This window comes from Agrilactobacillus yilanensis, assembly GCF_003946725.1.
Classification (GTDB): Bacteria; Bacillota; Bacilli; order Lactobacillales; family Lactobacillaceae; genus Agrilactobacillus; species Agrilactobacillus yilanensis.
In genome coordinates this window covers 40,567-64,735 of record NZ_RHOY01000007.1, presented here as the reverse complement: position 1 = coordinate 64,735, position 24,169 = coordinate 40,567, and the positions used below count along the sequence as shown (strand labels likewise).

General features: G+C 40.2%; 20 protein-coding genes. 15 read left to right on the top strand and 5 right to left on the bottom strand.

Annotated elements, in window-relative coordinates:
* The first annotated feature begins 99 nt into the window (after positions 1-99).
* A complete protein-coding gene (locus EKM93_RS06540) occupies positions 100-852 on the top strand; it encodes a MerR family transcriptional regulator (protein ID WP_225423658.1) in 753 nt (250 codons plus the stop codon).
* A 165-nt stretch (positions 853-1,017) separates the two neighbouring features.
* The gene (locus tag EKM93_RS06535; RefSeq protein ID WP_225423657.1) at positions 1,018-2,451 is read left to right on the top strand and encodes an MFS transporter; all 1,434 of its coding nucleotides are present in this window, start codon (positions 1,018-1,020) and stop codon (positions 2,449-2,451) included.
* Between the two features lie 158 nt (positions 2,452-2,609).
* On the opposite strand, the gene EKM93_RS06530 is transcribed toward EKM93_RS06535, so the two are convergent.
* Positions 2,610-3,818 (bottom strand): toxic anion resistance protein, encoded by a 1,209-nt coding sequence (locus tag EKM93_RS06530; RefSeq protein ID WP_125714210.1) that lies wholly within the window; start codon positions 3,816-3,818, stop codon positions 2,610-2,612.
* On the bottom strand, positions 3,818-4,585 hold the full coding sequence (locus EKM93_RS06525; RefSeq protein WP_125714208.1) for a 5-bromo-4-chloroindolyl phosphate hydrolysis family protein: 768 nt from the start codon (positions 4,583-4,585) through the stop codon (positions 3,818-3,820). Before EKM93_RS06525 ends, EKM93_RS06530 begins: the two co-directional genes overlap by 1 nt.
* Before the next feature lie 195 nt (positions 4,586-4,780).
* Between EKM93_RS06525 and EKM93_RS06520 the strand changes: the two genes are divergently transcribed.
* From EKM93_RS06520 to EKM93_RS06465, 12 genes are all read left to right on the top strand, one after another.
* Positions 4,781-5,344, top strand: a complete 564-nt coding sequence (locus EKM93_RS06520; RefSeq protein WP_125714206.1) for an NUDIX hydrolase — start codon at positions 4,781-4,783, stop codon at positions 5,342-5,344.
* Entirely contained in the window at positions 5,337-5,609 is a 273-nt protein-coding gene (locus EKM93_RS06515; RefSeq protein WP_125714205.1) for a hypothetical protein, read from the top strand. Before EKM93_RS06520 ends, EKM93_RS06515 begins: the two co-directional genes overlap by 8 nt.
* Positions 5,610-5,642: 33 nt before the next feature.
* Positions 5,643-6,335: a 5'-methylthioadenosine/adenosylhomocysteine nucleosidase gene (locus tag EKM93_RS06510; protein ID WP_191988490.1), complete on the top strand. Its 693-nt coding sequence runs from the start codon at positions 5,643-5,645 to the stop codon at positions 6,333-6,335.
* A gap of 13 nt (positions 6,336-6,348) precedes the next feature.
* Entirely contained in the window at positions 6,349-7,515 is a 1,167-nt protein-coding gene (locus EKM93_RS06505; protein WP_125714201.1) for a cysteine desulfurase family protein, read from the top strand.
* A gap of 12 nt (positions 7,516-7,527) precedes the next feature.
* A complete protein-coding gene (locus EKM93_RS06500; RefSeq protein ID WP_125714199.1) occupies positions 7,528-7,872 on the top strand; it encodes a DUF1831 domain-containing protein in 345 nt (114 codons plus the stop codon).
* An 87-nt stretch (positions 7,873-7,959) separates the two neighbouring features.
* Positions 7,960-9,081: a tRNA 2-thiouridine(34) synthase MnmA gene (gene mnmA / locus EKM93_RS06495; RefSeq protein ID WP_125714197.1), complete on the top strand. Its 1,122-nt coding sequence runs from the start codon at positions 7,960-7,962 to the stop codon at positions 9,079-9,081.
* Positions 9,082-9,246: 165 nt separating this feature from the next.
* Positions 9,247-9,909: a histidine phosphatase family protein gene (locus tag EKM93_RS06490; protein ID WP_125714196.1), complete on the top strand. Its 663-nt coding sequence runs from the start codon at positions 9,247-9,249 to the stop codon at positions 9,907-9,909.
* Between the two features lie 16 nt (positions 9,910-9,925).
* Positions 9,926-10,573, top strand: coding sequence for a tetratricopeptide repeat protein (locus EKM93_RS06485; RefSeq protein WP_164507013.1), 648 nt, complete (start codon positions 9,926-9,928; stop codon positions 10,571-10,573).
* A gap of 27 nt (positions 10,574-10,600) precedes the next feature.
* Positions 10,601-13,024 (top strand): SF1B family DNA helicase RecD2, encoded by a 2,424-nt coding sequence (gene recD2, locus EKM93_RS06480; RefSeq protein WP_125714192.1) that lies wholly within the window; start codon positions 10,601-10,603, stop codon positions 13,022-13,024.
* A gap of 3 nt (positions 13,025-13,027) precedes the next feature.
* Positions 13,028-14,239 (top strand): GNAT family N-acetyltransferase, encoded by a 1,212-nt coding sequence (locus tag EKM93_RS06475; RefSeq protein ID WP_125714190.1) that lies wholly within the window; start codon positions 13,028-13,030, stop codon positions 14,237-14,239.
* Positions 14,240-14,470: 231 nt separating this feature from the next.
* Positions 14,471-18,934 (top strand): glutamate synthase large subunit, encoded by a 4,464-nt coding sequence (gltB, locus tag EKM93_RS06470; RefSeq protein WP_125714188.1) that lies wholly within the window; start codon positions 14,471-14,473, stop codon positions 18,932-18,934.
* A gap of 14 nt (positions 18,935-18,948) precedes the next feature.
* Positions 18,949-20,388, top strand: coding sequence for a glutamate synthase subunit beta (locus EKM93_RS06465; RefSeq protein WP_125714186.1), 1,440 nt, complete (start codon positions 18,949-18,951; stop codon positions 20,386-20,388).
* On the opposite strand, the gene EKM93_RS06460 is transcribed toward EKM93_RS06465, so the two are convergent.
* The 3 genes from EKM93_RS06460 to EKM93_RS06450 form a co-directional block, all read right to left on the bottom strand.
* Positions 20,381-21,328: a diacylglycerol/lipid kinase family protein gene (locus EKM93_RS06460; protein WP_125714184.1), complete on the bottom strand. Its 948-nt coding sequence runs from the start codon at positions 21,326-21,328 to the stop codon at positions 20,381-20,383. The two genes, EKM93_RS06465 and EKM93_RS06460, sit on opposite strands and share 8 nt — an antisense overlap.
* A gap of 124 nt (positions 21,329-21,452) precedes the next feature.
* Positions 21,453-23,138, bottom strand: a complete 1,686-nt coding sequence (gene rnjA / locus EKM93_RS06455; RefSeq protein ID WP_125714182.1) for a ribonuclease J1 — start codon at positions 23,136-23,138, stop codon at positions 21,453-21,455.
* Positions 23,135-23,356: a DNA-directed RNA polymerase subunit epsilon gene (locus EKM93_RS06450; protein ID WP_125714180.1), complete on the bottom strand. Its 222-nt coding sequence runs from the start codon at positions 23,354-23,356 to the stop codon at positions 23,135-23,137. The genes rnjA and EKM93_RS06450 overlap by 4 nt, the downstream gene beginning before the upstream one ends.
* Before the next feature lie 240 nt (positions 23,357-23,596).
* On the opposite strand from EKM93_RS06450, the gene EKM93_RS06445 reads away from it, so the two are divergent.
* Positions 23,597-24,109 carry a hypothetical protein gene (locus EKM93_RS06445; protein WP_125714178.1) on the top strand — a complete coding sequence of 171 codons (513 nt, stop codon included), beginning with the start codon at positions 23,597-23,599 and terminating at the stop codon, positions 24,107-24,109.
* Positions 24,110-24,169 lie beyond the last annotated feature (60 nt).

The following is a 24,169-nucleotide window of genomic DNA, read 5'->3' as shown; positions in this document are numbered from 1 at the left end:
GGGTTGAATTTTTTTTGTGCTAAAAGGGTTGACCCTGACAGGATGTGAGCGTTTATAGTACATAGTGTCTTAAAAAATGGTTCAGAGAGGATGAGGGCATTGACCTATACCATCAAACAATTGGCGGATTTGTCAGGCGTTAGTGTGCGGATGTTGCGGTATTATGATGAGATTGGATTATTAACACCAAAACGGCAGGCCAATGGCTATCGGATTTATACGACGGTAGAAATTGATCGACTGCAGCAAATCGGTTTTTATCGGACTTTAGGTTTTGAACTTTCTCAAATTAAAGCATTGATGAATGATTCAAACTATGATCCTGTAAGCGTATTGACTAGCCAATTAACCGCGTTACAACAAGAACGTCAAGTTTTAGATGGCTTAATTGATAATGTTCAGAAATCTTTACGGGCCGCTAAAGGGGCGTTAATTATGACGGATCAAGAAAAATTTGAAGCTTTAAAACAACAGCAAATATCTGAAAATCAACAGCAATACGGTGGTGAAATTGAAGCCACCTATGGGCAGGCAGTCGTTGCTGCCAGCAATGAAAAATTTTTGAATTTATCCCAAGCAGAATATGATCAAATTCAAACATTAACTGAAGCGATTAATGTTCAGTTAAAACAAGCTTTTGAACAAGGAGATCCCGCTAGTACAGCGGCTCAAGCTGTCTGTCAACTACATGAACAGTGGTTACGGCTATACTGGCCGACTTATTCCAAAGCGGCACATTTAGGATTAGCCCAAATGTATTTAGCTGATCCAAGATTTAAAAAATATTATGATAAAATTGAAATGGGCTGTGCGGAATTTTTAGTAGCCGCGTTACAAATTTATTTAAAATAAGCAATTTAAAGTAGCTGTAAACTTATAAAATAATTTTGAAATAAGATAAAAGACAGTAATGAGAAGGTGTGATTTTGTTTTAAGACAAGGTCGCACTTTTTTGTTGTTTATAATTAAAAAAATGCTTATACTTAATAAGTTATTGAATAGATTGGAGGATTTTTTGTGGCACAAGTTCAAAGTTATGTTGACGATAGCGACGTCCAAAAACACCGCTGGCTAATTTTAACGGCAATAGGTATGTTTACATTTATGGCTACATTGGATGGTAGTATTGTGAACATTGCCTTACCAGTGATGAGTAAGGATTTAGCAATTCCTCTCAATCAAGTAGAATGGGTCGTTTCCATTTATTTAATTGTGATCTGTGCGCTATTATTATTGTTTGGTAAAATTGGTGATAGTTTTGGTAAAATCAAAGTTTTCCGCTGGGGGACGTTGCTATTTGTCATTGGTTCGATATTGTGTGGCTTTAACCATAGTCTGTGGTTTTTACTATTTGGCAGAACTGTTCAAGCCATTGGTGCCAGCATGACGATGAGTACAAACAATGGGATTATTACCGAAGTATTCCCCATCAGTGATCGTGGGAAAGCATTGGGTTTAATTGGTTCTTTTGTGTCCTTGGGCAGTATTGCGGGTCCCGGGATTGGGGGTATTATTTTAGCCCATTTACCTTGGGGCTATATTTTCTGGATTAACATCCCCATCGGTGTTTTAACGATGATTTTAGGCCATTATGTTTTACCAGAGGATCGTTTTTTTGATCGTAAGAAAACAGATGTTAAGGGCTTTTTGACTTTTGCAATTGGCATTATTAGTTTCTTTCTAGCTGTTTTTATTGGTCAAGAAATTGGTTTTGGCCAAGTTTTAATTTTAGGATTATGGTTGGTAAGCTTAATTAGCTTTATTTTATTTTATCGTACAGAACGCCAGGCTAAAGATCCTTTAGTTTCATTTCATATTTTCAAAAATCGTAATTTTACAATTAGTCTGATAACGGCATTATTGATTTTTATTGTTAATTTCTTCTTTAACGTGGTCTCACCGTTTTATTTGCAAAACGCCCGGGGCTTAGCACCCAATTATGCCGGTTATATATTTATGATTTTCCCAATTGTTCAAGTCGTTGTGGCACCTTTATCCGGCGCAATTTCTGATAAGATTGGACCTTATTTATTAACGGTTATTGGCTTAGTTGTTATTTTAATCGCGCAAATAGGCTATGCTTTTATTCAGTTACAATCACCATTATGGCTGTTTATGATTTTGATTGGGGCTGTGGGTTTAGGCAATGGTATCTTCCAAGCACCGAATAATGCGTTAATTATGAGTTCAGTAGAAAAGCAAGATCTAGGGATTGCCGGCGGCCTAAATGCGTTAGCCCGAAATATGGGGATGATCATTGGGATTGCGTTGGCAACTACCGTATTATTTGGTGCAATGAGTCAAAAAGCTGGTCGACATGTGACCACCTATGTGGCTAAATCACCAGAATTGTTTATCTATGGCATGCACGTCGTCTTTATTTTAGCCACTGTAATTTGCGCCGTTGCTACAGTTGTCACGATAAATCGCTGGCGCAAAAGTAGAGCGTAAGTGCTTACGCTTTAATAATGCAGATACTCTAGAATTATACGTACAAACAAAAAAGACTAGCCCTCAGAAGTTCTTGAGCTAGTCTTTTAATATTTATTAAGTAGCTGGTTGAGGGTAAAAGCACTACCTATAGCGACAGACGTGGCGGACGAGTTTAACTAATTAACGTTGCGCCGAGTAGGGCCGCTTTGTGGATTTTGACCTTGGGTAATCTGTAATAATTGATCGTGTAAATCTTGTTCCATTCGATCCAATTCTTGTTCAGCATTGACCCGTTTTGCATGACCTTCTTGTTGAATCTTTAAGGTTTCTTGTAATGTTTCAATCAAATCATTTTGCGTCTTTTGCAAGGTTTCAATATCAACAACGCCGCGTTCATTTTCTCTAGCAGTTTCAATAGAAGACATTTTCAACATCTCACTGTTCTTTTTCAATAAATCGTTAGTTGTTTCAGAAACTTGTCGTTGTGCTGTGACGGCATCTTTTTGCCGTAATAAAGTTAAAGCAATGGCGACTTGGTTTTTCCAAAGGGGAATAGCCGTATTAATCGAAGCTTGAATTTTTTCAGCCAAAGCTTGGTTTGTATTTTGAATTAAGCGAATTTGAGGGGCTTGCTGTAAAGTAACTTGTTTTGCCAATTCCAAATCATAAGTCCGTTTTTCCAAACGATCTTTAAATTGATTTAGATCATTAACAGCCTGTACATCCAATTGATCACCGCTTGCTTGTGCCTTAGCTTGCGCTTCAGGAATTAGTTTTTCATCTAATTCTTGGGCCTTTAATTGACCAGCGGCGATATAAATATTTAACGCTTGGAAGTAAGTTTTGTTTTGTTGATAAAGTTCTTCCATCGTTACGTTATCTTTTAACAGCCCATCTTTTTCAACATTTAGCCGAGACCCAATAGAATCAATTTGCGCGCCGATTTTTTGGTATTTACCTTGTACTTCATAAATAGAACGCTTCACCTTACCAAACATCCGCTTGAAAATATTGTTGTCTTCAGCCCGTAGTTCATCAGGATTTGCCTCGTTTAGCCGATACATTAAATCGGTCAATGCATCCCCGATAGCACCAGTATCTTGGGATTGAACTTTATTTAAAATATTTTGTGAGAAGTCACCCAATTGTTTTTGCGCCTGAGCGCCATAGTTGATAACACTAGTTGTATTTGTTTCATCAATTGAATGGGCTAAATCTTGTGCTTTTTGTTGTTCATCGGGGGTTAATTTACGAATTAAGGATTCGCCATTATCTTTAGTAACCGCTTTTTGCGGCATATCAGGGGTTTGATCATTAAACGGATTGCTTAATAGATCGCTCATTAAATCTTGTGAATTTGTCTTAGAGTCTTCAGTATTGGCCATTAATGTTGCTCCTTATTCTTTTCATAGCTGGCATTAACTTTTGCTAATGCTTCATTCATTTTGATGGCATCCTTTTGGGCGTTTGATAAAGAATCTGTCGCAGCAGACATTTCTTGATCCATTTCATCCAAATCATCAGCCACAAATAGACTGTAGTCTTCACGAACTTGGTTTCCTAAACTCTTGATAACATCTAGACTTTTTGCTAAGACTTCCCAAGTATCAGTTGTCTTAACTTCGTGATGCGAGATTTCAATATAACGATCTGTTAAGCTTACTAAAGTTGGTAAGTGGCGGTATAAGAAATCACCAGCACTGGCTTCAGATAAACGTTGCGGTTCTTTGACAATAGCCGCAAACATTGATTTAGAAACCTTTACGAAGTCGATATTTAAGTCAATAGCTTTTAATTTAGGGGTATCCTCAATATTTTTAGATAATTGACGAATTTGAGTTTCTGCTTCGTTCATTGTTTTTCTGAAGAATACAACATCGCTATCAGAAAGGCCAGCTTTTTGATAATGGGCTAACATTTTCCGATCTAATTTGTCCACATCAACGGCCTCTTTTTTAGGGCTACGGGATTGCCGATGTTTTTGTAAGATATGAAAAGGTAAGGTGATTAAAAATACGGACAAGCTCAACGTGCCGACCATGGCCAAAATATGACTTACACCACCACTAACATCAGAAATCATTGAGAAAGCTAAAGTAATTAAGAAGAAACCAGCACAAATGTGCATGACTCTTTTGAGATTTTTATCCATCTTTGTCACTCCTAGATTTGATTACGCTTATTTATAGATTCATTTTAACATAGAGGCAAATCCAAAGAGTATAAGGCTAAAGATTGATTTTTTAGGGACCAGAGTATGTATTCTCATAAAAAAGCGCCGTACTGTAATTTACAAAACTGAAATTGCCTTGTAAGATAAGGAAAGAAGATAACTGGAGGTTAGCCTATGGACTTCGAAGAAAAAGTTCTAAAAACACAACCCTTATATCGGGGATCCATTTTAAATTTAGATTTAGAAGATGTTTTGCTGCCGGATGGCCGGACTGCGAAACGTGAAATTATTCATCATCATGGCGCTGTCGCCATCATGCCAATTGACGATGAAGGTAAAATGCTTTTTGTTAAGCAATGGCGGGCACCAATGCGCCAAGAAACCTTAGAAATACCCGCTGGTAAAATTGATTTAGGCGAGACAGATCCGCAAGCCGTTGCTTTACGGGAATTAAATGAAGAAACCGGTTTTTACACCCCGGATTTGGAGAAAGTAGCCGGTTTTTATTCAACGCCAGGATTTGCGGATGAATATTTACATCTATATTATACAAAAACTTTGAAACCAGTGGCCCATAAACGGTCTTTGGACGCAGATGAGTTTTTAAATGTTTACCATTTAAGTTTTGCTGAAGCAAAAGCGGCACAAAATCGTGGGGAAATTTGTGATGCTAAAACCATTATGGCTTTGTATTATTGGGAAATCCTTCGATTAAAGGGTGACGTTAAAGTTGACTAATATATTTACCAATTTGCGCAATAAAGTCGCGCAAGCAAAAGCAATCCGGCAACGTAAAAAGGCGGATCCAGCTTTTAAAGCAAATGATGATCAAAGAGTGGCCGTTGAAAAAGCATATGCTAAAAAAACATTCAAACAGCGCTGGGCGTTGACCGGTGAGTATGCACAGGAACGTTCCTATAATTTAAAATGGCGGTTGAACTGGGCCTTATTAATTGTCGGCTTTTTGATTGCTGGCACTTATATTGTTTTATTTTTTGCATAGAATTTATAAATTAATATTTGAGAAAAGAGTGTTTTGATGAAGATTGGTGTAATTTGTGCAATGCCTGAAGAAATTGCGCTGTTAGTTGCGCATCTTGAACATAAAACTGAAAAAAACGTGGCAGGTGTCAAAATTTATGAAGGTCAAATTAACCAGCATACATTGATCCTCTGCCAAAGCGGTATTGGTAAAGTTCAAGCCGCAATCACGGCTACCTTATTAGCACAAGTGCCAGAGCTTGATTTATTAGTTAACACCGGATCTGCTGGTGGGATTGGTGCCGGTTTAACAATTGGCGAAGTCGTTGTTTCCACAGGTGTTGCTTATACGGATGTGGATGTTACTGGTTTTGGTTACGAATTAGGTCAGCTGCCGGATCAGCCGTTAATTTTTAAAGCAGATGAAAAATTAAGTTCTGCTTTTGTGGCTGCCGCTGAAACGACTGGCTTAAAAGCGACCGCTGGGCTAATTGTTTCTGGTGATCAGTTTGTCAATGACCGCCAACGGATTGATGAAATCTTGAAACAATATCCGCAAGCTTTAGCAAATGAAATGGAAGGGGCGGCTGTTGGCCAAGTCGCCACTCAATTTAAGATACCGTTTGTCGTGATCCGGGCGATGAGTGATACGGCGGATCAAAACGCGGCAGTGAATTTTGATGACTTCATTATTGAAGCCGGTAAACAATCGGCACAAATGCTATTAAACTTTTTGGCAATGCATTAGTTAGGGGTGTACCTTGGAACATATATATTTAGATAACGCAGCGACCACACCAATGGCACCAGAAGTTGTGGCCACGATGACTGAACAGATGACCAATGACTTTGGCAATGCCTCTAGTACCCATTATTTTGGGCGTCAGGCACGGATGGTATTAGATGCCAGCCGCCATACAATCGCCCAAAGTATTCATGCTAAAGATGATGAAATTATTTTTACTTCCGGTGGCAGTGAAAGCGATAATACGGCGATTATTCAAACCGCTTTAGCGCACCAAGACCAAGGCCGGCATATTATCTCAACGGCAGTGGAACATCCCGCTGTTTTAAAATCCTTAGCTTATTTAGCGGATTTAGGTTTTGAAATTACCTATTTACCAGTGGATGAAACGAATCATATTGATTTGGCCGACTTTAAAGCCGCTTTACGGCCAGATACGATTTTAGTAACCATTATGATGGGCAATAATGAAACCGGTGCTAGAATGCCGATTCATGAAATCGGTCAGCTTTTAAAAGCGCATCCCGCCGTTTTCCATACAGATGCCGTTCAAGCATATGGCTTAGTGCCAATTGACGTTGAGGCAGATCATATTGATTTATTGTCCACATCAGCCCATAAAATTAATGGGCCAAAATTTATCGGCTTTTTGTATGCCCGGGAAGGTTTGAATTTTTTGCCTTTAATTAAAGGCGGCGAACAAGAACACAAACGTCGGGCCGGTACGGAAAATATTCCAGCGATTGCTGGTTTTGCCAAAGCAGTTGCCTTAATTGATGATGAGACACGGCACAAACGGCAATTGAAGTATGCCCAATTTAAACAACAAATTATAGACTATTTAACAAAGCATCAGCTCAATTTTTCAGTAAATGGTACTTTGGAAGCCACAGAATTACAGCACGTTTTTAATCTTTGGATTAAAGGGGTGCCAACAGATGTGTTACAAATGAATCTAGACTTAGCCGGTTTTGCAGTTTCTGGTGGTTCGGCATGTACCGCAGGCAGTTTAGAACCATCTCATGTTTTGACAGCGATGTTTGGTGCCCACAGTCCCCAAGTGGCCCAATCCATTCGGATTAGTTTTGGGGTACAAACCACAACAGCCGCAATTGATGCCTTTTGCCAGGCATTAGTGGACAGCGTCCAAAAATATTTTGAGCAGCAAGCTCGTAAAATCTAGGAGGAATAGAGCATGGCCTTAGCAGCAACAGCGAAAGTTTTGGGTGGCGCAGATACTTATGCCTTAAGCCCTAATGTGAAACGCTATACTTTAAGAGATACGGGATTTATGGAGACAAAAAATGGGAATTTCCAATTAGAACAGCCTTTAAATGGGGTTTCACCTTATGCCGGCGGTTTTAAATTAAAAATTACTGTGTCTAAAGAATTGCAAAAATTGAAAATGTCCGTCACGGATGCCAGCGGTCTGCATCCAATGAATATTTTTAAAGACCTCGAAAAAACCGGGACAATTGTAGAACAATTCAACTATGTAATACAGAATTTATTAGATCGAGAAGTTTTAATTGTAAAATAAGCTTGACACCTTTGTTATAATGAGTGGTACTGGTGTTTGCGACCTTCAAATCGTAGAAGACTAGAATCTATTTGAAATGATGGTGAAATGATGGATAACAGCAAAACACGTGTTGTTGTTGGCATGTCAGGTGGTGTGGACTCATCGGTAACGGCATTGCTTTTAAAAGAGCAGGGCTATGATGTGATCGGTGTGTTCATGAAGAATTGGGACGATACGGATGATTCCGGCGTCTGTACAGCGACTGAAGATTATGAAGATGTCGCTAAAGTTGCCGCTAAAATCGGGATTCCGTATTATTCCGTTAACTTTGAAAAGGAATACTGGGACAATGTTTTTGAGTATTTCTTAGATGAATACCGGCATGGCAGAACACCGAATCCGGATGTTATGTGCAATAAAGAAATTAAGTTTAAGTCTTTCTTGAATTATGCGACCGACTTAAATGCAGATTATATTGCCATGGGGCATTATGCACAAACTTATAAAGATGATCAAGGCACAGTGCATTTGTTAAGAGGCGGCGATGCCAACAAAGATCAGACTTATTTTCTAAGTGCCTTGTCCCAAGAGCAGCTTCAAAAAGCAATGTTTCCAATTGGCGGCATGCAGAAAAAAGATGTTCGGCAATTAGCCGAAGAAGCTGGCTTGGCAACCGCTAAGAAGAAGGATTCTACTGGTGTTTGCTTTATTGGCGAGCGGAATTTCAAGAAATTCTTAAGTGAGTTTTTACCCGCTAAAGCAGGCGTTATGCAGACACCTGACGGCAAGATTATGGGCCAGCACAGCGGTTTAATGTATTATACAATCGGCCAACGTTCTGGTTTAGGGATTGGCGGTAATGGTCAGTCTAATGAGCCTTGGTTTGTCGTGGGCAAAGATTTAGAGAAAAATATTTTGTATGTGGATCAAGGCTTTCATAATGAAAAGCTTTATGCGACGAGTTTAAAAGCCAGCGGTCTTTCATTCATGACCAACGAAACGAAGCCAGAGACGTTCCACTGTACCGCTAAGTTCCGTTACCGTCAGCAGGATGTGGGCGTTACTGTTCATTTATTAGCGGACAATCAGGCTGAAGTTGTTTTTGACGAACCTGTTCGGGCTATTACACCGGGACAAGCCGTTGTTTTTTATGACGGTGAGGAATGCTTAGGCGGCGGCACAATTGATGCGGCTTATCAAGCTGAAAAACAATTACAGTATGTTTAATTAAAAAATAAGTTAACGCTTAACTTTCGGATTTGAAGCAAAGACCTCATTTTGTTTCAAATCCTTTTTTTTGTGTGGACAGCTTGGCTTTTATCACCTTGTTTTTTTGGTATAATAAGAACAATACAGATTACGGGGTCGATCGACCAAAGAGGTTGTGCACATATGACAAAATGTTATTTTATAAGGCATGGTAAAACAGAGTGGAATTTAGAAGGGCGCTATCAAGGGGGGCAAGGCGATTCACCGCTATTGCCGCAAAGTTATCGCGACATTGTCAGTTTAGGGCATTACTTAGAGCCTATTCGGTTTTCGCGAATGTATGTCAGTCCTTTGCCCCGGACAAAAATGACCGCTATTTTTTTAAAAGAAGCTTTAAATCAAGATATGCCAATCATCATTAATGAAAATTTACGCGAATTTAATTTAGGCAAAATGGAAGGCATGCGGTTTACAGAAGTGAAGCAGCGCTATCCTGAAGAACTTCATGATTTTCGAAGTGCTCCGGCGAACTATAATCCCGCCCGCATTCAAGGGGAAACCTTTCAAGAATTGATCGAGCGGATGCAGCCGGTTGTAAAAAAGGCAGTGAAGCTAGATAAAAACGGGGATCAGAATCTATTGTTTGTTAGCCATGGGGCGGCTTTAGTAGCTTTAATTCAATCGTTATTAGGCACACCGATTGCCGATATTCGCAAAAATGGCGGTTTAACCAATAGCAGCGTCACCATTGTCGAAACATTAGATCATGGGCAGACATTTCAGCTGTTAAAATGGAATGATACCCAATTTTTACACCATAAAATCAGTCAATCAGATACGATCTAACAAGGGGGGCTTTAAAATGAATCAAAAAGCAGCTGCATTATTTAATATTGATCAAAAAGAGGCCGCCGTTAAATTATTAGTGCAGGCCATTGACGCACAACCGGATGATTTGGATAATTATTTACAGCTGGGCACTTATCTCACAGAACTAAAAGATTTTGAACAAGCCGAAGAACTTTTACAAAAAGCCTGTCATCGTTTCCCAAATAATGGGGACTTAAACTATGATCTAGGCATTGTTTATTATGAGGCAGAACACTTTGAACTAGCACTGCAGCAGTTTACCCAGTTGATTAAAACACAGCCTAAGTCAGAGAATTTTTTAATGCTAGCACGAATTTACTTTAAACAGCAGAATTATCCTAAAGCTGCCGCCTTTGCGCTGACAGCTCATGAAAAAGCACCAGATACAGCAGCGCCTAGTATTTTGTTAGGGGACAGCTTGTTGAGCATGGGGCAGCTGCAGTCGGCAAAAGACTTTTATTTGCAGGCTCATAAAGTAGACCCGGATAATTTAGACGCATTATTTGGCGCCGGAATGGTCACCTTTATTTTGGATAAGGATGATCGCTTGTTATTGCAAGTTAAAACAAAAAACGCAGCTTATTATGACAAACAGCAGCAGCGACTTAGTGAAATTGAAAAGTTTTTGAGGACAAAGTAAGTTAAATTAAGAAGGGGTAATTTCATAATGAACGAGCCAACCGCTCAGCAGCATTTTGTGACGGGGACAGTCACAAGCATCTTTTTTCAAAATCCAGATAACTTCTACAAAATTTTATTGATTAAAGTGCAATCCCATGACTTACCAGATTTTAAAGATGATGAAATTGTCGTCACAGGTATGTTTGGGGATATTAAAGAAGATCAAGTGTATACCTTCAAAGGGCACTCCGTAGATCATCCCCGCTATGGCTTTCAATTTAAAGCGCAAAATTATGAAACACAAACACCAACTTCTAAAGATGGCTTAGTCGGTTACTTATCTGGCGCACAGTTTAAAGGTATTGGGCCTAAAACTGCCGAAAGAATTGTTGCCAAATTAGGCATAAATGCGATTGATCAAATTTTAAAGGATCCTAGCAATTTAGCCGGTTTAGGCTTAAGCCAGAGCAAACGTAATAACTTAGTTCAAGCTTTGCAAGATAACGTGGGCATGGAAAAGGCAATTATTGGCTTAAATACTTACGGTTTTGGTAGCAGCTTGGCGACACAAATTTATCAAAAGTATAAAGAAAATACCTTAAAAGTTTTATCAGAAAATCCTTATCAGCTTGTTTATGATATTAATGGGATTGGTTTTAAGCGGGCCGATCAGATCGCTGAAAAAGAAGGGATCACCGCTGAAGCACCGGAACGGTATCAAGCAGGTATTTTACAGATTTTAAATGATTTAACGTTCAAAACCGGGGATACTTATACGGACGCCGATCAAGTGCTGGATGAAACGATTGCTCTGCTGGAAAGCAGTCGCCGTGTCCCCGTGGATACCCAACGGCTGATTGATCAAATGACGGTATTAGCTCAAAAAGGGCAGTTGATTTCTCAAGAACACCGCTTATATCCAGATTTTTTATTCCGCAGTGAATGGCAAATTGCAGAACATTTAAATCGATTGTACCAAGCCGATAAAGTGCATTTAGACGATGCCACCTTTTCGGCTTTAATTGAAAGTGCAGAACAGAATTTACAAATTCAATACGATCAGCAGCAAAAAGCAGCGATTCGCCAGGCGTTGGAAAGTTCGGTGAGTTTGTTGACTGGGGGACCAGGCACAGGGAAAACTACCGTCGTCAATGGCATTGTTTATTGCTTTGCCCAATATCATGAATTTTCATTAGATGTGAACGATTATCAAGATACCCCTTTTCCAATTTCATTAGCTGCGCCGACCGGTAGAGCTGCCAAGCGGCTTAGCGAAACCACTGGACTGCCCGCGGGGACGATTCACCGGCTGTTAGGCTTAAATGGCCGTGAAGAACGGGATCAGCTGGCGGTAACGAATGAATTAGAAGGTAAATTACTCGTTGTTGATGAAATGTCTATGGTAGATACCGGTTTGTTTCGGCAATTAGTCAAAGCAGTACCTTCAGGGATGCATTTAGTCTTGGTCGGGGATAAAGATCAGCTGCCTTCTGTGGGACCAGGACAAGTTTTTGCGGATCTTTTATCTGCTAAAGTTATTGCTGGACAAGCGTTAGAACGTATTTATCGGCAAAACGAGCAGTCCTCGATCATTGATTTAGCCCATGAGATTAATGAAGGTCGACTGACAGCAGATTTTTTCAAAAATAAAGCGGATCGTAGTTTCATTCGCTGCCCGGCCAACCAAATTCCTAATGTGATCGGACAAGTCGTGGCTAAAGCCAAAGCTCGAGATTTTACAAGTAAGGATATGCAGATTTTGATCCCAATGTATAAAGGCATTGCCGGCATTGACCATCTGAATCCTCTAGTGCAAGATATTATGAATCCTAAAAAATCAGAGCGGACTAAAGAAATTAGTTTTGGTAACTTTAAATATCGAATTGGTGATAAAGTGCTGCATTTGGTGAATAGTCCGGATCTAAATGTGTTTAATGGTGAAATTGGACAGATTGTTGCCATTAGTTTGGCTAAAGAAAATATCGATAAAGTAGATCAAATTACCATTGATTTTGATGGCAATGAGGTGACTTATAAGCGTTCAGAGTGGGCGCGGTTTACATTAGCTTACTGTACGTCAATCCATAAAGCCCAAGGCAGTGAATTTCCGATGGTAATTTTGCCGTTGGTGGGGCAATTTCACCGCATGTTAAAGCGTAATTTGCTTTACACCGCTGTGACCCGGGCAAAATCGCTTTTGATTATGATTGGGGAACCGGATGCGTTTGAAGCAGCCGTCACCTCTCTGGCCACTAACCGTAAAACCAGTTTGGTTCAGCGGCTACTAGAAACTTTTAAATCGACGCAATTAGCTACGAGTACTGAAGAAACACCACAGGCACCAGCAACCAATCCAGAAACAACTATTTTGACGATGACGCTCATTCAAAATCAAAGTGTGGATCCAATGATTGGGATGCAAGATATCACCCCATACACATTTAATACACAGGCCAAGGAGGCTCGTTAATTTATGATAAATGACCGTGAAGGGTTAGTGATCAGACCGGTTACTGTAAGTGATGTAACCCAGTTTAATGATTTATTGCGGTACGTCTTTCAAGTAACAAATCAAGATTTAATCGAAAGTGGCTATGAAGAAGGCGAATTAGTCCATGCTAAACAGCCTGTTTTAGAAAAATCAGATGTTATTGGTTGGTATAATCAAGAACAGCTGATTTCACAATTAGCGATCTATCCTTGTCAAGTCAATATTCATGGGACAATTTTTAAAATGGCTGGGCTCACTGGGGTGGGTACTTATCCGGAATATGCCGGCCAAGGATTGATGCATGATTTAATTAAAGTTGGGTTGGAACGGATGCGTGAAAACCAGCAGTGGATTTCCTTTTTATACCCTTATAGCATCCCGTTTTATCGCAAAAAGGGCTGGGAAATTATGTCTGATCATTTAACGTTTGATATCCGGGATACGCAATTACCGAAGCAAGTGAAAGTAACCGGCTTTGTGGAACGTAAAGAAATTGATGATCCGGATGTTTTTAAGACTTATGATGCTTTTGCCCACCAGACCCATGGCGCGATGATCCGCGATCAACTAGCTTGGGATGAATATTGGCGCTGGGAAAATGAAGAGGAACGGACAGCGGCCATTTATTACGATGAACATCAACAGCCCCAAGGTTTTATTATTTATTGGATCGCTGAAGAAGTTTTTCATATGAAAGAAATGATTTATTTAAATCAAGATGCCCGCATTGGTCTATGGAACTTTATCAGTGCCCACTATTCCATGGTAGATCACATCAAAGGCCATATTTACAAAGATGAACCGCTGGCCTTTTTATTAGATGATGGGGATATTAAAGAAACCATTGAGCCGTATTACATGGCCCGGATTGTGGACGTCAAAGAATTTTTAAAATCCTATCCTTTTGAAAAAGAAGGCATTGATTTTTACTTTGATTTAACCGATCCTATGGCCGCATGGAATAATGGTATTTTCAGCTTACATGTGGCGGAAGATGGTCAATTAGAAATTGGGGATTTACCAAGGGGTGAGCGGGTACAATGTGACATCCAGACGTTAACCACCATGTTAATGAGTTATCAGCGGCCATCTTACTTGGCAAAAATTGAACGGCTGCAGGCTAGCCATCGGGCAATTAAAAACTTGGAACGGATTATTCCTGTGGAAACACCTTATTTTTCCGATTATTTCTGAATCACTGTCGTATTTTCATGAAAACAACTAAGGGAATTCCCTTAATTTTAAACTTAATTTAGAAGAAAGCCGAAGCAGCAAGCTTGCTGTTTTGGCTTTTTTTTAGGCATTTTGCGGACTTCGTGAAATAATGAGGTTAGTTTGACGCCAGCACTTTTCTATTGAAAATTAGATTTTGATGAGTATTATTAATATTAACTAATTTATAGGCAACATTAAGGTGGTTGAAAAATGAACGCAAACGATAACTTACTTTATGATTCTCGGTATGAGCACGATGCTTGTGGCATGGGTTTTATTACCCAGATTGACGGCCAAAAAAGTCATCAACTTTTGGAAAAAGCTTTAACCATGCTACAGCGGATGAACCATCGTGGCGGGACTGGCGCAGAACCAGATACTGGGGATGGCGCTGGTGTATTATTGCAAATCTCTAATCCTTTTTTTCAAAAAGAAGCGCTGAACCATCATTTTGAACTACCTAAGGCTGGCTTTTATGCCATTGGTCAATTTTTTGTACCGCAAAAGCAATCCGAAAAAAAGGCGGTTATTCAAGCCTTGACGGAAGAAATTCAAAATGATGGCTTGACAGTTTTAGGTCAGCGGGATGTACCTTTTATTTACGAAGCCTGTGGGCCGACTGCACAAAAGACAATGCCCGGCTTTGTACAGATTTTTATTGATAAACCCGGTGATATAGAAGCCGGCCGTAACTTTGAAGATGTGCTCTTCAAGTTAAGACGCCATTTAGAGAAAACTTTTGAAAATGATGAACTCAGTATTGTGAGCTTATCCAGTCAAACTATTGTTTATAAAGGGATGCTTCATGCCTATCAAGTTGGCCTGTTTTATCCCGATTTACATGATCCGGAAATGGTTTCTGCCATCTGCTTAGTCCATTCCCGGTTCTCGACGAATACTTTCCCTAGCTGGGATCGGGCCCAGCCATATCGTTTCTTAGCACATAACGGAGAAATCAACACATTAAAAGGGGCCGAAAATTGGATGACGGCGCATAATGTAGAAATTTATAATGCGGACAATTCTGATTCAGCTAAGTTAGAAAATTGTATGGAATATTTGTATCGTCATGGCCGAGATATTCCAGAAGCCTTATTGATGATGGTTCCAGAGGCTTGGTCAAAAGCTGAAGATTTACCAAAAGCGCAACGGGCCTTTGATGAATACAACGAAAGTTTCATGTCACCTTGGGATGGCCCAGCAGCTTTATGTTTTACCGATGGAACACAAGTTGGTGCTGCCTTAGATCGGAATGGACTGCGACCAGCCCGTTATATTTTAGATGATCAAGGGGTATTGGTTGTGGCTTCTGAATCTGGCGTGGTCGATGTTGAACCTAAAACCGTTGTAAAAAAAGGGATTTTAGGCCCAGCAGATATGATTTTAGTCGATACCGCAACGGGTAAGTTTTACGATACAAAGATGTTAAAAGCCAAATATGCGGCTAAATATCCTTATCAAGCTTGGCTGAAGGAAAATCAATTGACATTAGCGGCATTACCGGCTGCCGAAAGTGCCGCAACTTTGAGTCATGATGATTTGGAGAAACTATGGCGGCGTCATGGGTATACGGATGACATTATTCGAGAAGCAATTTTGCCGATTGCTCAAAATGGCGAAGAACCAATTATTTCCATGGGGTATGATGCGCCCTTAGCCGTTTTAAGTGAACGGCCTCAATCTTTATTCACTTACTTTAAACAGCAATTTGCGCAAGTAACTAATCCGCCGATTGATGCAATTCGAGAAGACTTTGTCATTGGGACTGAAATATTTTTAGGCAGTGATAAAGATATTACCCGACCATTGCCAGAAAATGCGCAAAAAATTAAATTAAACGCCCCAATTCTAACCGCTAGTGAATTTGCAAAGCTTGAGAAATTAAATCAGCCTGGCTTTAAAGCCGCTGAAATTTCGGTGGCTTATGATAAAGATATGCCTTCAGAAAATCGATTGGATCAGGCGTTAGATGACATGTTCAAAGCAGCAGAAAGCCAAATTGATAACGGCGCCACACTGATTATTTTATCCGATCGAGAAGCTTCTGATAAAAAACTCTTGATTCCAATTTTATTAGCCGTTTCCGGATTAAATAACTATTTAGTTAAAAAAGGCAAACGAGGGAAAGCTTCCATCATCGTCAACAGTGGTGAACCATGCGAAATTCATCATTACGCCACCTTGTTAGGTTACGGGGCTTCGGCAATTTGTCCGTATGGTGTTTATGAAACAATCAAGCGCTTTGATATTAATGAAGATGCCATTGATCGTTATGTTAAAGGCAGTATTAAAGGGATCGTTAAAATTATGAGTCGTATGGGGATTTCCACAATTAATGGTTATCAAGGGGCCCAATTATTTGAAGCGATTGGCTTGGATCATAAAGTCGTAGACACTTATTTCTCTGGGACATCCAGCCGCATCGGCGGGATTGGTCTAGCTGAAATTGAAAATGAATATTTCACGCGCTACCAAAAAGTTTACGGACCGAATCGCAAAGATGATTTGGCGTCCGGCGGCAGTTTTAAATATCGGGTGAATGGCGAACATCATCTGTATAATCCTGAATCGTTATTTAAATTCCAAGATGCCATTCGAACAGGCAATTACGACTTATTCAAAGAATATACGCAGGCAATGAATGCAGCTGCGGAAAAAACGCCCACCACTTTGCGGGCTATGTGGTATTTTGATACGTCACAAGAAGCGGTACCTTTAAGTGAAGTCGAACCGGTGGAAACAATTGTCACGCGCTTTAAAACAGGGGCCATGAGCTATGGTGCTTTATCTGAAGAGGCTCATGAAACGATTGCGGAGGCGATGAATCGTTTAGGGGCTAAGAGCAATAGTGGTGAAGGCGGCGAACATGAACGGCGTTTTAAAGTTCAGCCGGATGGCCGGAATTTAAATAGTAAAATCAAACAAGTTGCTTCGGCACGGTTTGGCGTTAATGCGGCTTACTTGATGAGTGCCGAAGAAATTCAAATTAAAATGGCGCAAGGGGCAAAACCTGGGGAAGGGGGTCAATTAGCGGCCAATAAAAACTATCCTTGGGTTGCGGAATGTCGCGGCGCCACACCAGGTGTTCGGTTGATTTCACCGCCACCCCATCATGATATTTATTCAATTGAAGATTTAAAACAACTGATCTTTGATTTAAAACAAATTAATCCTTATGCCAAAATTACGGTGAAATTGGTTGCTAGTACTGGCGTTGGGACAATTGCAACAGGGGTTGTAAAAGCCGGGGCAGATAAAGTCACGATTTCTGGTTACGATGGTGGTACCGGGGCAGCACCACGGACGTCCGTTCGAGATGCGGGTATTCCTTGGGAAATGGGTGTTGCTGATGCCCATCAAACGTTATGGCTGAACAACTTGCGTCAACGGACAACCATTGAAACCGACGGAAAGCTGATGACTGGTCGAGATATTGCCATTGCCGCTTTGCTAGGGGCCGAAGAGTTTAATTTTGGCTCATTAACCCTTTGTGCCATTGGCTGTATTATGATGCGGGTGTGCAGCTTAAACACTTGTCCTACCGGAATTTGTACACAAGATCCAAAGTTGCGGCAGCATTTTGCAGGCAAACCGGAAGATATTGAAAATATGATGCGCTTTTTGGCAGAAGATTTAAGAGAAATTATGGCACAGTTAGGTTATCGGACGGTTGACGAAATGGTAGGCCATACAGAACGGCTAAAATCTAAATTTGTGGCTAAAGGTAAAGCGCGGCATTTGAATTTTGATCGTATTTTGGGCACCTCATTTGGAATTAAGCGCAAACGGACGGATCCCTTTGCGGCAAAATATGATTGGCCAGAATTGGATGATTTTGCTCAGTTAGCCTTACAAAAATCAGGTGAAAGTCTTATCAAACGGCCAATTGATAATACGCAACGAGCAGTCGGCAGCCGTATGGGTGGTTGGATTGCCCAGCATTTTGGCAATCATGTATTAGCCCCTGGCAAAATTAAATATGAATATACTGGTGTGGCTGGTCAAAGTTTTGGGGCTTTTATAACCCAAGGCTTAGAATTAAAACTAATTGGAGAAGCTAACGATTATGTGGGCAAAGGTTTAAGCGGTGGTCGTTTGATCGTTGAAGCACCAACAGATGCTAAAGATTTATACAGCCAAGCAACCGTTGTAGGGAATGTGGCTTGTTTCGGGGCAACGAGCGGGGAAGCCTTTTTCAATGGTCGTGCCGGGGAACGTTTTTGTGTCCGCAACTCCGGTGCCGATGTGGTCGTTGAAGGTATTGGCGATCACGGCTGTGAGTATATGACGGGCGGCCATGTGGTGATTTTAGGCACAACGGGTCGTAACTTTGGCGCCGGTATGTCGGGGGGCATTGCCTATGTTTATGATCCAGTTCATGAATTTGCCCATAATTTAAATTTAGAAATGGTAGATTTAGTGAAGTTGGAATTAGCTGATGAACAACGCCTTAAGACAATGTTAACGAAGCATGTTGACTTTACAAAATCCGCAAAAGCCACTCAGATTTTAGATGCCTTTGAATATGCTAAAAAAGATTTTGTCAAAGTTTATCCAAAAGATTTCCATCGAATTAATGATATTATGGCAGCGTTACGTGAAGACAACAAACAAGTGCCTCAAGCAAAAATTATTGAACAAGCTTTTGAAATTGCCACGGCTCAACATTCATAAGGAGGTTACAATTTATGGCAGATCCATTTGGTTTTATGAAATATGACCGTAAAGATAATCCTTACCGGCCGATTTCAAAACGCATTCAAGATTTTGAAAAAATGGAAGTAGATATTAGTGAATCACAGCGGCGGCAGCAGGCAGCCCGCTGTATGAATTGTGGGGTTCCCCATTGTCACCATGGTATTTTTTATGGTGGCGGTCGCGCAGTGGGGGGCTGTCCTAATGATAATTTAATTCCAGAATGGCAAGATTTAATCTATCGTGATGAAGATAAAATGGCCTTTGATCGCTTAACTTTGACAAATCCATTACCCGATTTTACCGGGTTGGTTTGTCCAGCACCCTGTGAATTGAGCTGCAATGAAGCTTTAAATGGTCAAGGGATCACCATCCGGAATAATGAACATTTTGTGATTGAACAAGGCTTCAAAAATAACTGGGTCAAAACCCAAGGCACACCAGCCAGCCGCAATGATTTTAAAGTCGCTATTGTCGGCAGTGGCCCTGCTGGCTTAGCGGCTGCATGGCGCTTAAATCAATTAGGCTATCAAGTGACTGTTTTTGAAAAGGCGGACAAACCCGGTGGCCTATGTATGTATGGCATCCCGAATATGAAACTGCCAAAAGAAATCATTGCCCGACGGATTACGGTAATGCAGGCGGTGGGGATTGATTTTAGAGTCAATACCGAAGTTGGGCAAACGATCAGTGCTGAAGATTTGAAACGTCAATTTGATCGTATTATTGTTTGTATCGGTGCCGGCACACCCCGGGATCTACAAGTCGCTAATCGGCAATTGACAGGCATTGATTTTGCAGTAGATTTCTTGACCGCCACGACAAAAAAAGTGCTTAAAAATGGGCCTAAAGCAGATCAAAGTTTAGCCGGTAAGCGGGTGTTAGTTCTCGGCGGCGGCGATACGGGCAATGACTGTGTGGCGTCTGCTTTGCGTCAAGGGGCTCGTAGCATTAAGCAATTGGAAATCACACCAGAACCACCAACAACCCGGCCAGATGGGAATCCTTGGCCAGAGTATCCAGCAACTAAGCGGGTAGGTTATGGCCAAAAAGAAGCTGAAGCGGTTTATCAGCAACCTATTACGGAATATGAAAAAACCATCACCGCCGTAGCTGGCGAAGATGGTCGGTTAACACAAGTAACGATTCAAAAAGTTAAAAATTTTCAGCCCCTTGCAGGCACTGAAGAAATTTATGACGTGGATTTAGTATTAATTGCCATGGGCTTTACCGGTCCCCAAAAAGCTATTTTTGAACAATTTGGCATTGAACAAGTTACTGAAGATTATCGGACAAATGATGAACAGATCTATGTTGCCGGTGATGCAAAAAGAGGGCCCTCTTTAGTCATTTGGGCCATTCGTGAAGGCCGGTTAGCCGCTCAAAAAGTTGCGGACTCTTTAGATAAAATTGAAAAACGTCAAGTTATTTGAGCCAAAAAGGATATTGGGTCAAAGTGACTTTAAAATCAAAAGCGTGGTGACCTAATTCTTCACCATCAATTTGACCATACTCCAATTGATTGGTTGTTAATTGGAATTGGCGGCCTTTGAAGTAATGAACGTGCTTATCTTTTAAATGTGTGCCGTCTTTAAAAACACGATAAAACAAAGGCGCTAGCTGATGAAACGGCAGTTTTTCTACTAACACAAGTTCAATACTACGGCTATAAACATTGGCATGGGGTAAGATTGGCACACCGCCGCCGAAGTAAGGTTCATTGCCGAAAGTCACTAGAAAAATATTTTTAAAGGTTTGTTTTTGATCTTTGGTTTTAACCGTAACTGAAAAGCTTTTTTGCTGGCGATAAGCCCGCAGTAAATTTGCTAAATAAGAAAAAGTACCTAATTTTAAGTGATTCAAAACTTTCTTTATTTTAGAATGATTGGTTAAAAAAACGGTTCTGGCATCAATGCCAATGCCGATATTATTGACGAAAATACTTGTATGCCCATTAGTTTGGGTGAACACCCCGATATCTAAATTTTGCGGTGCTTTGGCCTGTTGAATTTGCTGCAGATTTTTAATAGGATCAGCGCTTAAATTTAAACTGCGACTAAAATCATTACCAGAACCACTGGGGATGTAGCCCACCGGAATTAGCGGTGACTGTGTATTTTGGCGGAGGCCTTTAATGACTTGATGCAAAGTACCGTCGCCGCCAATGACTAGAACCAGATGCTGGTATTGATCTTGCTTGGGGATGATTAGCGCCTGGGCAATTTTAACAGCATGGCCGGGATAATGCGTTTTATTCAAGGTAAATTGGATTTGTTGCTGGGTTAAATATTGAACCACTAACTTGGTATTGGTTTTTCCGTGATAAGCACCAGCGATTTCATTAGCGATAATATGAAAGAAATAAGGTTTCATGAGTTAGCTCCCTATAATATAAACGGCAAAATGCCTTTAGATTTAAAATAAACGAATCTTAAGCATTATAGCACAATAAAAAATACGATAACGACCAAATAAATGGTTATTATCGTATTTTTTATTAATTTGCAGAAATAAGCATTGGTAAGATCATTGGATGACGCTCAGTCTGATCAAATAAAAAGTTTTGTAGACTATCAATAATCGCGTCTCTTACTTTCGCTTCAGTAACATGTTCATTTTGTTTAAACGTATTGCGGATAACTCTAAAGATACGGCGTTGAGATTCTTTAATCAGCGGACCAGATTCACGCATATAAACAAAACCACGAGATAATAGATCAGGCCCAGCTAAAATTTCACCGGTTTTATAGTTAATCGTTGCTACGACAACTACAAGACCTTCTTCAGACAAAATCCGACGATCATTTAAGACGACACTGCCAATATCGCCAATACCGCTGCCATCCACATAAACATCCCCAGCAGGGAAGTGGCCGGCACGACGGGCAGTCTCACTAGTTAACGCTAACACATCGCCATTTTCCATAATAAAGACATTGTCCTTAGCCACACCACAAGCTTCAGCTAATTCCGAATGAATACGCTGCATGCGATATTCCCCGTGAACAGGCATAAAGAATTTAGGTTTCATCAAGCGTAGCATCAATTTTTGTTCTTCTTGGCCACCATGACCGGAAGTGTGAATGTTATTGACTTTACCATGAATGACTTCTGCACCAGCTTCAGACAATTGGTTGATCAAATGATTTACTGAAGTGGTATTCCCTGGAATAGGATTACTGGAGAAAATGACAGTATCCCCGGGCTGGATTGTGATTTGACGATGGGTGCCCGCAGCAATCCGGCTTAAAGCCGCCATTGGTTCACCTTGAGAACCCGTACATAAAATCATAACTTTATCAGCAGGGGTACTATTTAAAGTATGTGCGTCAATCAAGACATCATCTGGAATATTTAAATAGCCTAATTCCCGGCCGTTGACCATAGCAGCTTCCATACTTCGACCGAAGACGGCGATTTTACGACCGTGCGCCATAGCAGCATCAACAGCTTGGGCAATTCTAGAAATATTGGACGCAAAGGTAGCAAATATAATTCGACCTTCGATACCTTCAAACAGGTGACGAATGGACTTGCCCACAAAACGTTCAGATTTCGTAAAATTAGGAATTTCAGCATTGGTACTATCAGACATCAGTAATAAGACGCCTTTTTCACCTAAGGCAGCCATGCGCTGTAAGTTTGGCGAAGGCTGATCACCAACAGGTGTTAAATCAAATTTAAAGTCCCCAGTTTCAACGATCACACCTTGGGGCGTCTCAACAGCGACACCCAGCGTATCTGGAATCGAGTGGGTCGTTCTGAAAAAGGATACTTTTGTCTTACGGAATTTTAAAACAGTATCTTCATTAATTTCATGAAGCGTTGTTGTTTTTAACAAGCCATGTTCTTCTAATTTTCCTTTGATCAAAGCTAAAGCCAAAGGACCGGCATAAACGGGAACATTTGGGACTTGTTTTAATAGATAAGGAATCCCACCGATATGGTCTTCGTGACCATGGGTGATGACAAGTGCCTTAATTTTTTGCTGATTTTGGGCTAGATAAGAGTAGTCAGAAATGACATAGTCAATGCCTAGTAAATCATCTTCTGGAAACTTAATCCCAGCATCAATCATGATGATTTCATCTTGAAATTGAACACCATACATGTTCTTACCAATCTCACCGAGGCCACCAATTGCAAAAACGGCTGTTTCATTGTTTTTTACTTTTAATTTCATTTAGTAGAGAACTCCGTTAATTTAAAATCGGGTTCATTTTGTTCGAATTCTAAGAATTTGCCGCTTAATTCTTGGATGAATTCGATATTGTAATCCGTATTCTTTTCGACAAGTGCCCGAGCCTCTACGATGCTGCTGGCTTCTAAATAAATTGAATTTGTTGTTTCTCTTTTTGGTGATAAATGTTTATCCTCTTGGAACAAAACTTTAAAAATCATATAAAATAACTCCCTTATAACAATATTATTTAATTAAAAAATGAATGGAACAAATTAATGTTGCAATTAAAAAAACGTTTTGCAACGCCGATTCCAGATGTTGCGATCAAACAACAATTAGGCTTAATATATCATATTTGAGCTTTAAAGTACATTATTAATACGTGGTAACAGTGGTAATATTCTGCTATTATTAACTTATACCGCTGTTTATAAACAGCTCACTAAGGAGAACGACTCATGGTTATTGTACTTATAACTTTAGTTAGCGTGATTTTGATCATTGCTATTTACTATATTATTAAGCGTATCCGCCGTAATGCCGCATTGCGCATCTTATTACGCCATAGTCAAAAGTTAACGAATAAAACATTGCTGCAGACATTAAATGATGAAACCCAGGACTATCAACAAATCTTTGACTACAAAAATGATTTGACCTCAGATCCTGTACAAGATATTTGGGGCCGCGGGATCATGGTTTTTGAATATAGAATGCTTTTAAAAGCAGATCACGAAGATGATGCGCGTTTGTTTGATCAAAAATTTTTACGTCAGTTTGAAGCGACATTGAATAAACATGCATTGGAAAATGGTATTATTTCATCAATGCCTAAATATCCGCCATTTATCATTAGTGATTCATGGGTATTGACAGGCTGTTTTCATCTAGATATTGCTTTTATGACAAATAAGCCTACTATAGAGTATGTTAAAGATATGCGTAAAGCAGATTTGGAAAAGTTAAATTAAAGCTAACGAGTGTTAATGAAGAGGTTGTTGATAAAATTACTTTATCGCCAACCTCCTTTT